Here is an 11,509-nt window from a genome sequence, read left to right as displayed (position 1 = left end):
CGGCGGGGGGGGGGGGGGGCCGGGCGGGCCCGGGGGGGGCGGGGGGGCGGGCGGGGGCCGCGGGGCCGGGTAGGGGAATGGACCGGAGGACGACGAGCCCCCCCGCCGCGGCCATCGACGCCGCCACAGAACAGGCGCTCCTGGCCTCGCGGTCGGGGACGGCCGACGGGGGAGCGGCAGGGTCGGCGCCGGCTGGTCAGGCCGGTGCCGGCGGCGGCATCAACGCCTCAACGCAGGCGGCCGGGGTGCCGTTCTCACCCGTCGGCACGCCGGGCCAGCCCCCGACAGGCCTGGCCAGCGCGACCGGCGGAACCCGGGGCGTCCGAAATGGCGCTTCCGGCACGAGCAGCCGTGATCGCGACCGGGGATTCGGCTCGGCGGCAGGCCTCCTGGGCGGTGGCGGGGCCGCGGCGGCGGGCGCGGGGGCCTCGCGGATGGGCGGAGCCGGAACCCTGGCGGGCCTCGGCGGCGTGGGCGGGCCGGGCGTCGGGGGGCTGGCCACGGGCGGGCCGGGCGCCGGGGGCCCGGCAGCGGGTGCCCCCGGAGCCGGGTCCGCGGGCGGGGTGACGGCGAAGCCGGGCGCGGGGGCGTTCTCGTCGTCGACTGGCGGCGCCCAGGCCGGGCGCCCGGGGGCGATGCCCGTGGGCGGGATGATGGGAGCGGCGGGTGCCGGGCAGAACGACGGCCGGCGCGGCCACACCCCGGCCGGCTACCTGACCAACGCCACCAACACGTCGGCCATCCTCGGTGACCCGGTCAAGGTGGCGCCGGCGGTGATCGGCCGGACGGGGCCGATCGGTGGGGCCACCGCCGAGACCACCGCCGGGCCCCGGCGCGGGTCCGCCCCCGAGAGCGGCCGCGAGGCCACCCGCGCGAAAAGGGCGGGCCAGAGCCCCGGGGGGGGGGGTCTGCAGGCCGGCCGGGCGATCGGGAGGGAACGTGTCGGTGGCGGGCCCGCGCGACGCTAGGTCGCGGTCGGTTGCCCGGAAGCCCGTCGACAACCGGGCGTGGTGTCGATACTGATCACATGAACGGGTCTGGGCATCGTGCGACGCTCGCAGGCGTGGTCGCCGCGGTCGCACTCGTGATGGCCGCGTGCGGGAGTCCGCAGACGGAGGAGGGCCCCGAACCGCCCGGGGCGACGACGTCCAGCGCAGCCTCGACCGCCGCCTCGTCGACCGTGACCGTGACCTCCGGGACCAGCCCCACGCCGCCGCCGCCAACCCAGGCGGCGCCCGCCGTGGAGACCGTCACCGAGGGCGCGGAATGCGGACCGCGGGGGGCGGTGGCCGCCTTTGCCGACGGTGCCACGGCCTACTGCGCGCGCCTGCAGTACACCGATGGCGCGGCGTGGTCGCGGGACCCGAACCTGGCGCCCAACCCGGCGGTCGAGGAGAGCGTCCGCCTGGCGGGGCCGCAGCTGGGTGACGGCTGCATCGGCGCGGACATCGGGCGCACGGCCGTGGACGCTGACGGGAACTCGATCCTCTGCGACAACTACCGGTGGGTGCTCAACGTGGGGCAGGTACCGCGGCACCCGTGGGTGGAAGAGCAGATCAAGTGGACGGAGTGCCTCGAGGAGTTCACCGAGGAGGAGTGCCGGGTGATGCTGAACTGACCCCCCAGCCTCAGCCGACCCCCCAGCCTCAGCCGACCCCCAGAGCCTCCGCCACGCGGACGATGATCCCGTAGCCGAAGATCCCGGTGAGGACGATGCCGCTCCAGTAGATCGTGTGGCGGCCGAAGTCGTCGTTGCGCCACCGCCTGAGCAGTCGCTGCCGGATGTCGTCCCACCGCGAGAACGGCGGCTCGTCGCCGCCGATCGGATCCCGCCCGCCGCGCGCCATCAGTTCCCCCCCCCCTCCGCGTTCTCCTCTGAACCCTCCCCCCGGGCCGCGTCGTACACCCGATCGACCGCCTCCTTGCCCGCCCACGCGCCCACCGCCGCCCCGATCCCGGCCCCGACGGCCGTGCCGGCCGGGCCGAGGAACGATCCCGCGGCCGCCCCCGCCAACGCCCCGCCGGCCATTCCGCCACCGAGAGCCCCGGTCGTCTCCGCGGCCGCCTCGCCGGCCGTGGTCTCCCCGGAGACGTAACCCTCGATGCCGTCGTACACCGTGAGCCCCGCGCCGAGGGGCCCGGCCAGTCGACCGAGCCCCCGCAGGCCGCCGGCGTAGCGACGCCCCAGCTCATCGGGCACCGGGTCGAGCACGTGCCTGCCCCGCGTCGCGGGGTCGAGCCCGTCGGCGAGGTCCTCGGCGCCGGCCTGGACCGCCCCGGTCACCGCGTCCGCCGCGACCCCGGGCCAGGTCGAGTCCGGCCCCGGGATCGGCCGCCTGTCGACCACCGGCGGGATCGCCTGGTGCAGCCGCGCGGCCACGGCGTCGATCTCGCGACCGTAGTGCTGGTCCAGCGACCTGACGGTGTCGAGCGCCATGCCGAGGGCCTCGACGTGGCCGTCCACGGTGTCCTGCGTGACGTCCTCGCGGCCGGGGGCGGGACCCACGGAATCCTCGCCCACCACGAGCCCGGCGGACTCGGCGCCGGCGATCCGGTCGCGGACGGACTGCACCGCGGGCCCCAGGGCGGCGGCGGCGCGGGCGAGGACGTCGGCGAGGTCGGCGAGGCCGTCGGCGAGCTTGGTGACGTGCGCCCTCTCGGCCTCGGCGGCGTCCAGGACCGCCTCTGCCGCGACGCCCTCCCAGCCCCCGGCCAGCTTCTCCCGCCCCTCGCCCAGGATCCGGCGGGCCTCCTCGGCGGTGGCCCGCCGCCCGGCGACGGTCGAGCTCGTCGTCGTCACACCCCCCGCGTCCCACCGCCTCACACGGCCGATCGTGTACGTCACGCCGATCCCCTCTCCTGCGCCGTCACAGTGTCCGACGGCCCGGACCCCCGTCCGGTTCCACCGAGACCGCCCGGAGACCCTCGCCACGCCGCGGCGGGACCCCCGCACCCTGCCAGGATCCGCTCAGGTTCCCCCGACTAACCTGGGTCGAGACCGGCGCCGCGACAGGTCGGCGCGCCGCGACCCGCAGATGGACCCCATGCCAGAGCCCAGAACCGCCGCCCGCTCCCCGCTGGCCGCCGTCACCGCGTTCCTCCGCAACGCGTGGCGCACCCTCACCGCCATGCGCACGGCGCTGATCCTGCTGTTCCTGCTGGCCGTGGCCGCGATCCCGGGCGCGCTCCTGCCGCAACGCAGCCTCAACCAGGGCAACGTCACCAGCTACATCGCCGAGAACGGCTGGCTGGGCCGGACCTACGACAGGCTCCAGCTCTTCGACGTGTTCTCCAGCTGGTGGTTCACCGCCATCTACGTGCTTCTGTTCGTCTCACTGGTCGGCTGCCTCACCCCGCGCTGCGTGGAGCTGGTCCGCCAGCTCCGCACGCCCCCTCCGCTCACACCCCGCAACCTCGGCCGGCTGCCCCACCACGCCGCGTACCGCACCACGGCCACCCCCGAGCAGGCGGCCGACCAGATCCGCCGCGAGCTCAGGGGCAGGGTCCGCCGCAACGACGGCGACGGCCGCGTCCCCGGCACCATCGAGCTCTCCTCCGAGCGGGGCTACAGCCGCGAGGTGGGCAACATCGTCTTCCACTTCGGCCTGCTCGCCCTGCTGGTGATGTTCGCCGCCGGCAAGTTCGTCTACGCCGAGGGGATGCGGGTGATCATCGCCAACGCCGAGTCGCCGGCGTTCTGCAACACCACCCCCAGCGCCTACGACTCGTTCCGCGCGGGCCTGCTGGTGGACGGCACGGACCTCGAGCAGTTCTGCATCAAGGTCTCCGACTTCCGCGCCGACTATCTGCCCAACGGCCAGGCCGAGATGTTCACCTCCAACGTGCGCTACACCGAGGACGTGGCCACCACGGACCCGGCCACCTGGCAGCCGTACGAGATGCGCGTCAACCACCCGCTGCGCGTCGGCTCCACCCGCGTCTACCTGCAGGGACACGGCTTCGCGCCCACGTTCACGGTGACCTTCCCCAACGGGGAGACCCGCACGGACACCCAGCCCTGGCAGCCCACCGAGCTCCAGACCTTCCTGTCCTCGGGCATCATGCGCTTCGACCCGCCGGCCGGGCTGTACCCCGACCTGGCGGAGCGGCGGACCCAGCAGATCGCCGTCCAGGGGCTGTTCGCGCCCACGGCGTCGTTCGACGGCACCATCCTCAGCTCCCGTTTCCCGCGGATGGACGACCCGGCCGTGGCGATCGACGTCTACCAGGGCGACGCCGGCCTGGACACCGGCCGCCCGCAGTCGGTGTTCTCGCTGGACTCCGACCTCATCGAGTCCGGCGCGCTCGAGCGCCGGGCCCGCGTCAACCTCATGCCCGGCGAGTCCACGACCCTGCCCGACGGCACGACCGTCCGCTTCGACGGCGCCGAGGAGTTTGTCAACCTCCAGGTCTCCTCCGACCCCACGCAGGTCTGGGTGGGAGTGTCGGCGGCCGTGATGATGGCGGGGCTGGTGCTCAGCCTGATGGTGCGGCGCCGGAGGATCTGGGCGCGCGTGAGTGTCGACGACGACGACGTGACCCGCGTCGACCTGGGAGGCCTCGCCCGGACGGACCGATCGGGCTGGGGCTCGGAGTTCGACGAGCTGCGGGACCGGCTGGTCGCCGCGTCCGCCGTCACACCCGTGTTGCCCGGTGGGGCCGATCCGGAGCACACTTCATCCAGTCGCCACACGACCGGCGACGACCCGCGGAAGGACGACACCCGGTGATCACACTGACCCTCGCCCAGGGCATGCCCGTCGACGAGACCCTCTCGACCTACTCCGACCTGGCGTTCCGCACGGCCTTCGGGCTCTACGTGCTGGCGCTGGTGGCGTCGATGGTCTACTACGCGGGGTTCCGCGTGGCCAAGGTCTCGGAGAGGGAGCTCGTCGGCGCCGGCGGCCCGGGCCTCACGGAGTCCACCTCCCTCACCGACACCGGCGACGAGGACCGCTCCTCCGCGGGCAGCCTGCGGTGGGCGCGGATCGCGCAGCTGTTCGTCATGGTCGCGTTCGGGTTCCAAGCCGCGGCGCTGGTGCTGCGCGGGATCGCCACGAACCGCTTCCCGTGGGGCAACATGTACGAGTTCATCCTGGCCACCACGCTGCTGGCGGTGGGCGCCGGGCTGGTGTTCCTGCGCAAGCCGGCGATGCAGGTGGCGTGGCCGTACGTGCTGGTCCCGGTGCTGGCGCTGCTGTTCTTCGGCGGCACGCACCTGTACTCCGAGGCCGCCCCGGTCGTCCCGGCGCTGCGCTCGTACTGGCTGCCGATCCACGTGTCGATCATCTCGCTGGGCTCGGGGATCCTGCTCATCGCCGGCGTGGCCTCGATCATGTACCTGCTGCGGGTGTGGCAGCCGCAGGGCGCCGAGCACGGCTGGGGCGCGCGGCTGGCGCGCCCCCTGCCCAGCGCCGACACCCTCGACCGGCTGGCGTACCGCACCACGGTGATCGCGTTCCCGATCTTCGGCGTGGGCATCCTGCTCGGCGCCGTGTGGGCGGAGAGTGCCTGGGGCCGCTTCTGGGGCTGGGATCCCAAGGAGACCGCGTCGTTCGTCTCCTGGGTGCTGTACGCCGGCTACCTCCACGCCCGCGCGACCAGCGGCTGGGGCGCCAAGAAGGCGGCGTGGATCAACCTCGCCGGGTTCGCGGTGCTCATCTTCAACCTGTTCTTCATCAACATCGTGGTCTCGGGGCTGCACTCCTACGCGGGCCTGAACTAGCCGCGCCGGGGGCTCACGGCGAGCCTCGGGCGGTTCCCCTGGCGAGCCACTGCGATCGGCGATATCATGGCGGCGATATCGGAGGTCGCAATGGCAGAACAGATTCTGATCCGTAATCTCCCCGAGGGGACCAAGGCGGCCCTGCGGGCTCGCGCCGAGCGGCATCGACAGTCGGTGGAGGCCGAGACTCGGGAGATTCTCGCCGCGGCCCTGGCGGAGGACCCCTGCACCCTCGTTGACCTCCTCGCCGGCGAGGTCGGTGGTGACATCGAGTTCGAGCCCGGCCGCCTCGGCCTCACGGCGCGCGCCGCCGAGCTGTGACCGGAGAGGGGGAGCGGGCGAGGTTCGTCCTGGACACCAACGTCGTGTCCGCTCTGCGGGTTCGAGGGAGGCACCCGGCGGTGGAGGAGTGGGCGTCATCCGTGCCGGTGACCGACCTGTTCGTCACCGCGATGACCATCGGTGAGATCGAACGGGGCATCGTCGCCAAGGAGCGCTCGGATCGACGGCAGGGTGAGATCCTGCGCGAGTGGTTCGACACCCGGGTTCTGCCGGCCTTCGCCGGGCGCGTCCTTCCCTTTGACCTGGCCGCCGCGCGCATCGTGGCGACGTACCGGGTTCCGGATCGCGCGCCGCTGGATGACGCGCTCATCGCGGCTGTCGCCCAGGCGTCCGGAATGATCATCGCGACCAGGAACACCCGCCATTTCGAGCCACTCGGCGTCGCGTGTGTTGATCCCTGGACGTGGTCGAGCGTCGGCGGATAGTCGGACGCCCCGCGGGGAAAGCCGGGCTCACGCCGCGCGAAGCTCGGCCAACCGCAGTGCCAGCCTCAGCTCGAGGGCGCGGTCGCCGCGCCGCCAGCCGCCGCCGAGCACCGAGTCGAGCCGGTCGAGCCGCTGGTAGACCGTGTTGACGTGGACGAACAGCCGCTCGGCGGTGGCCGAGGGGCTGCCGTCGGCGGCGAACCACGCGTGCAGGGTGTCGAGGAGCGCGGTGCCGCGGGCGCGGTCGAACTCGCGCACGGGCCCGAGGTTGCGCTCGATGAGCCGCGTGACGGTGCCGCGGTCGACCTCGCTGAACAGCAGCCCGTACAGCCCCAGCTCGTCGGTGGCGGCGCCGTCGCCCGCGCGGTCCAGCGCGAGGAGCAACCGGGCGGCCCGCCCGGCGCGCTCGACGTGCTCGTCCAGCCCGGCGAGTCCGGCGATGCCGGCGATCGGCCCGGAGGCGCCGACCGTCGCCCGGTGCGCGGCCAGCCGCCCGGCCACGTCGCGGGCGGTGGCGCCGGCGTCGGTCCCGGGCAGCAGCATCACCCCGCGGTCGCCGTAGGTGGTGACCAGCCCGTTCTCGACCCGGGCGAGGGAGCGGCACTCGGACTGCAGCGCCCGCGACATCCGGCCCTCGGGCGCGACCACCAGCGCCACGAGGCTGGCGTCGACGTCCACCCCGAGCCGGGCGGCCCGCCGGGCGACCGCCTCGAGGTCGTGCTCGCCGGGGGCCAGGACCTCCGCCAGCAGCTCGCCGCGCACGCGGTTGTCGGCCTCGTCGCGCGCGCGGTGGCCCAGCAGGATCAGCGCGATCACCGAGCCCACGCGGCCCAGCACCCGGCCGATCGCGGGCACGGGGCCGCGGCTGGCAAAGGCGACGTACCCCAGGTGGTCGGGCCCGGTGACCACCGGGGTGACGGCGACGACGTGGCCGTCCGCGTGCCTGGTCACGAGGCCCGCGGACGGCTCGGTGTCCGCGGCGACCTGGTCCAGGACCCGCCGCAGCAGGTCGACCGGCGGCCCCTCGGTCGAGCGGGCCGAGCCGATCTCCCGGTGGGCGAGGTCGAACACGGCGGCGGTGCCGCCCTCGAGGTCCACCACCGGGTCCATGTTCCTGCTGGTGGGCGTGCTGGCCGCGCTGCACGAGCGGGAGCGCACCGGGGTGGGCCAGGTGGTGGACGCGGCGATGGCCGACGGCGCGAGCTCCCTGACCTCCCTCATGCGGTCGTGGGAGCACGCCGGACGGTGGTCGCCCCGCCGCGGGACCAACCTGCTCGACGGGTCCGCGCCGTTCTACCGCGCGTACGAGTGCGCCGACGGTCGCTTTGTGGCGGTGGGGGCGTTGGAGGACGTGTTCTATGGCCGGTTTGTTGAGGGGCTCGGCTTGTCTCCGGCGGACCTGCCCGATCGCTGGGACCCCGCGAACTGGCTCGGGCTGACGCAGGTGTTTGAAGGCGCCTTCGCGGCCCGGAGTCGGGACGAGTGGGGTGAGGTTTTTGACGCCCTCGACGCCTGCGTGACGCCGGTGCTGAGCCTGAGGGAGGCGCCGTTGCACCCGCAGGCCGTCGAGCGGGCGGCGTTTGTGGAAGACGGCGGATTCCCCATGCCCGCGGCCGCCCCGCGGCTGGAGACCTCGGCGGGCGCGGCGCCACCGCGGGTTGCGGCGGAGTTGCGGACGGTGATGGCCCGCTGGGCGCCGGACGGGTCGTGACGGGCCCGAGTGGTTGGATGCTGCTGCCGGCGAGGATCGCGTAGCGGCTAGGCGTTGCCACGAACTTAGCGAGTATTGCGGAGTCGCCTGGGCCGATGGCGGGCGGATTTGGGCGGTTTGGTGGGTAGGCAGGGTTTGAGGCCGCGCGCAGACTTGACCTCGTGGGCCGCGAAACAGGTCCGGCCCATGAATCAGGAGGTGAAGAGGCTATGTCCAGTGAGATTTTCGGATGGCTGTTCTGGGTCTGGTACAACCTCACGGCGTCGCTCGGGCCCGGGTCCGCGCCAGCGGTGCCGATCATCATTCGGTGATGAGGGGTGGGGGTGCCCCGGGTCCAGGGTTTCGCGTCACGCACCCTGCGTTCCGCACCCTGCGTTCCGCACCCCGCGTCCCGCGCGGCGGTTTGGTTGCACTCAGCGCGGCGGATCGGCTGTTTCGCCGCGCTGAGTGCAACCAATTCCGCAGTGCCCGCGACCAAACCAGGGGCGGGCCCGTGACCACGCCCGCGGCGGGCCCGCGACCAAGACCGCGGCGGGCCCGCGACCAGGACCGCGGCGGGGGCCGCCGGGCCCGCGGTGTCCGGGGGGTGGGGGTGCGGTGGGTTTGGAGGCCCAAAGTCGGGGGTTTATAGGTCCCCGGGGAGCTTGTCGCGGCGGATGTCGCGCCAGGAGGAGTGGCGCATGTGCCCGTCCTCGGTGAATCCCTGGTGCCGGACCTCCACGACGAGCTTGGGCAGGACCCAGATCGCGTCGCGGGCGTCGGGGAGTTGCTGCACAAACGGGCTGGAGCGGCGGCGCAGCGGCTGCAACTCCTCCAGAAGTGCGAGCGCCTGCTTTTCGGAGAAGCCGGTGCCCACGCGGCCGACGTAGGTGAGGCCGGTCTCGGCGGGTAGGCCGAGGAGCAGGGAGCCGATCGAGCCGGAGCGCCCACCCTTGCCCGGCATCCACCCGCCGACGACCGCCTCGGTGGTGGTGAAGAGCTTCTCCTTGAGCCACGCCTTGGACCGCCGCCCCGACTCGTACCGGGAGTCCCGTCGCTTGGCGACGATGCCCTCCCAGCCGGACTCCTCCGCCTGGGCGAGAGCGCGGTGGCCGGGGCCGTCGAGGACGGAGGGCACGTGCACTCGGTCCACGCTGGTCAGGGCGGGGGAGAGCAGGTCCAGCACCTCTCGGCGCCGCTCCCACGGCTGTAACCGCAGGTCCACGCCGTCGACCTCGAGGACGTCAAAGACGAACAGCTCCAACGGCAGGGAGGAGTCCTTGCCCTCGGCAGCGGCCTGCTTGGACAGGGAGGCGAAGTCGGGGACGCCGTCGGAGCCCAGGATCACCAGCTCGGCGTCGATCACCGCGGGCCGCTCGAGCGCGTCGGCCAGGCCTGGGAAGCCGTCGGTTAGCCAGTCCATCGAGTTGCCGTTGCGGCTGACCAGACGTGCCTGCCCGCCGGCTCCGCTGGTCGCGATGGTTACCCGGTAGCCGTCCCACTTTCCCTCGAACGCCCACTTGTCGTCGGGCAGCTCGGTGACGGTGGCGGCGGTGGGGATCATCGGCAGCGGGGGAGCGTCGGGGCGGTCGGCCGTGTCCGAGTCGCGGGATGACGCCTCGCCCGAGTCGCGCGCACGCTTATCGCCCTCGGGATACGACGACTTCGGATTGCCGCGCCCCCCGTAGAAGGAGTCGGGCGATTGGTCCTTCATGTACTGCACGATCCACTGGTTCTTCTCCGCGCTGGTGCGCACGAGCACGTATCTGCCGGAGACCTTGTCGCCGTGCAGCCAGACGATGATCTCGTCCTCGCGCCATTTCTCGCACTCGTACCAGCCCTGATCCCAGATGGTCATGTGGCCAGCGCCGTACTCGCCCTTGGGGATGGTGCCCTCGAAGGTCTCGTAGCCGAGCGGGTGGTCCTCGGTGTTGACGGCCAGCCGCCGGTCCTTGGGCTCGGTCGGCAGGTTCTTGGGCACGGCCCACGACGCCAGGACCCCGTGGTGCTCGAGCCGCAGGTCGAAGTGCAGGCGCCGGGCGTGGTGCTCCTGGATCACGAAGATCGGCCCGTCGACGTCGTCGCGATCGGTCTCGACCTCGCCGTCGAACGGCTCCGGCGTCTTCCGACGATCCCGCTTGCGCCGGTACTCGGCCAGGCTGGTGACCACGGCGTCCTCGCTGGCGGGTTCGGCGTCGCAGCCCTCGACGTCGGTCGAGCTGGTGTCGGCGGGCTCGGGGTCCTCGTCATCGGACGACGACGACGAGCTCTTCTTGTCGCCCCCCGATTTCTTGGCCCGCGAGGCCGAACCGGCCGAGGACTTCCCGCTTTCGGATCCAGCCTTCTTCGCCGGAGTCTTCTTCGCGGCCGACTTCGTGGTCGGCTTCTTCTTGGCCGAACCGGGACCGGAACCTGAGCCTTCGAGCCCGTCGAGGAGGTCGCCGTCGGAGTCCAGCCGCTTGAGGACCTCGTCCCAGTGCAGGTGCGCGAGTCCGCCGTCGCCGAGTTCCTCCCACGAGCGGGGAGCGGCGACCCACGGTTCGACCCGCCCACGCAGGGAGTACGGGGCGACGGTGGTCTTGGCGCCGCTGTTCTGGCTCCAGTCGACGAACACCTTGCCTTCGCGGATGGAGCGCTTCATGGTGGCGGTGACCTGGTCGGGGGTCTGCTTGGCGAGCGACTGCGCGATCTGCTTGGCGACCTTGGAAGCGCTGGCGGCGGTGACGGCCTTGTCCAGCCGGGCGTAGAGGTGGATCCCCTTGGACCCGGAGGTCACCGGGAAGGAGTCGAGTCCCGCCTCGGACAGCAGGTCGCGGACGCGGAGGGCCACCTTCGCCGTCGTATCCAGATCCACGTCCTGGCCCGGATCGAGGTCGATCCCGATCCGGCGTGTCCGGCCCGGCTCGTCATTCTCCAGGGTCCACTGGGGCACGTGCAGCTCAAGGGCGGCCTGCTGCGCGAACCACGCGAGCGTAGCGGGGGAGTCCAGCACCGGGTAGCGGACGGTGCGCGAGGAGTGCTCGATAGCCACGCGCGGCACCCAGTCGGGCGCATGGGAGGGAAGGTTCTTCTCGAAGAACGACTTGTCGCCGGTGCCGTCTGGCCAGCGCTTGCGGGTCACTGGCCGCCGGCCCGCGTACGTCATGAGCAGCGGGGCGACGGCCAGGTAGTACTCCAGCACATCGGCCTTGGTGGTGCCGGTGGCCTCGTAGAGCACCTTGTCGGCGTGGGTGAACCGGATGGTCCGCCCGTCGACCTCGACCGACTCTTTGCCGCCCTTGCTCGCCATGGGTCCACTCTGGCACTTGGGTCGGACACTGGCGACCG

9 protein-coding genes and 2 pseudogenes are annotated in these 11,509 nt (G+C 72.9%); 7 read left to right on the top strand and 4 right to left on the bottom strand.

Translation table 11 applies throughout. From position 1 onward, the window contains the following. Positions 1-968 (top strand): annotated as a pseudogene (locus Q0444_RS14420) (hypothetical protein); the annotation flags it as partial. 59 nt (positions 969-1,027) lie between these two features. Then, on the top strand, positions 1,028-1,618 hold the full coding sequence (locus tag Q0444_RS14415) for a hypothetical protein (RefSeq protein ID WP_291081844.1): 591 nt from the start codon (positions 1,028-1,030) through the stop codon (positions 1,616-1,618). A gap of 28 nt (positions 1,619-1,646) precedes the next feature. Here the strand turns inward: Q0444_RS14415 and Q0444_RS14410 are convergent, their stop codons facing one another. Together Q0444_RS14410 and Q0444_RS14405 are read right to left on the bottom strand one after the other, a co-directional pair. Then, a complete protein-coding gene (locus tag Q0444_RS14410; RefSeq protein WP_299023620.1) occupies positions 1,647-1,847 on the bottom strand; it encodes a hypothetical protein in 201 nt (66 codons plus the stop codon). After that, positions 1,847-2,824, bottom strand: coding sequence for a WXG100 family type VII secretion target (locus tag Q0444_RS14405; RefSeq protein ID WP_367179760.1), 978 nt, complete (start codon positions 2,822-2,824; stop codon positions 1,847-1,849). Before Q0444_RS14405 ends, Q0444_RS14410 begins: the two co-directional genes overlap by 1 nt. A 220-nt stretch (positions 2,825-3,044) precedes the next feature. On the opposite strand from Q0444_RS14405, the gene Q0444_RS14400 reads away from it, so the two are divergent. From Q0444_RS14400 to Q0444_RS14385, 4 genes are all read left to right on the top strand, one after another. Next, positions 3,045-4,730: a cytochrome c biogenesis protein ResB gene (locus Q0444_RS14400; RefSeq protein ID WP_299023616.1), complete on the top strand. Its 1,686-nt coding sequence runs from the start codon at positions 3,045-3,047 to the stop codon at positions 4,728-4,730. Next, entirely contained in the window at positions 4,727-5,725 is a 999-nt protein-coding gene (gene ccsB, locus Q0444_RS14395) for a c-type cytochrome biogenesis protein CcsB (protein ID WP_291081854.1), read from the top strand. Before Q0444_RS14400 ends, ccsB begins: the two co-directional genes overlap by 4 nt. Positions 5,726-5,815: 90 nt before the next feature. After that, positions 5,816-6,046 carry a FitA-like ribbon-helix-helix domain-containing protein gene (locus Q0444_RS14390; RefSeq protein ID WP_291081856.1) on the top strand — a complete coding sequence of 77 codons (231 nt, stop codon included), beginning with the start codon at positions 5,816-5,818 and terminating at the stop codon, positions 6,044-6,046. Further along, a complete protein-coding gene (locus tag Q0444_RS14385) occupies positions 6,043-6,492 on the top strand; it encodes a type II toxin-antitoxin system VapC family toxin (RefSeq protein ID WP_291081858.1) in 450 nt (149 codons plus the stop codon). Before Q0444_RS14390 ends, Q0444_RS14385 begins: the two co-directional genes overlap by 4 nt. Before the next feature lie 27 nt (positions 6,493-6,519). On the opposite strand, the gene Q0444_RS14380 is transcribed toward Q0444_RS14385, so the two are convergent. Further along, positions 6,520-7,593: a CdaR family transcriptional regulator gene (locus Q0444_RS14380; protein ID WP_291081860.1), complete on the bottom strand. Its 1,074-nt coding sequence runs from the start codon at positions 7,591-7,593 to the stop codon at positions 6,520-6,522. A 1-nt stretch (position 7,594) separates the two neighbouring features. On the opposite strand from Q0444_RS14380, the pseudogene Q0444_RS14375 reads away from it, so the two are divergent. Further along, positions 7,595-8,203, top strand: a pseudogene (locus Q0444_RS14375) (CoA transferase); the annotation flags it as partial. A 625-nt stretch (positions 8,204-8,828) separates the two neighbouring features. Here the strand turns inward: Q0444_RS14375 and Q0444_RS14370 are convergent. After that, the gene (locus Q0444_RS14370) at positions 8,829-11,471 is read right to left on the bottom strand and encodes an ATP-dependent DNA ligase (RefSeq protein ID WP_299023613.1); all 2,643 of its coding nucleotides are present in this window, start codon (positions 11,469-11,471) and stop codon (positions 8,829-8,831) included. Positions 11,472-11,509 lie beyond the last annotated feature (38 nt).

The organism is uncultured Dietzia sp., from assembly GCF_937873725.1.
Classification (GTDB): domain Bacteria; phylum Actinomycetota; class Actinomycetes; order Mycobacteriales; family Mycobacteriaceae; genus Dietzia.
The sequence above is the reverse complement of the archived record's forward strand: the minus strand, read 5'-3'. Positions and strand labels throughout refer to the sequence as shown.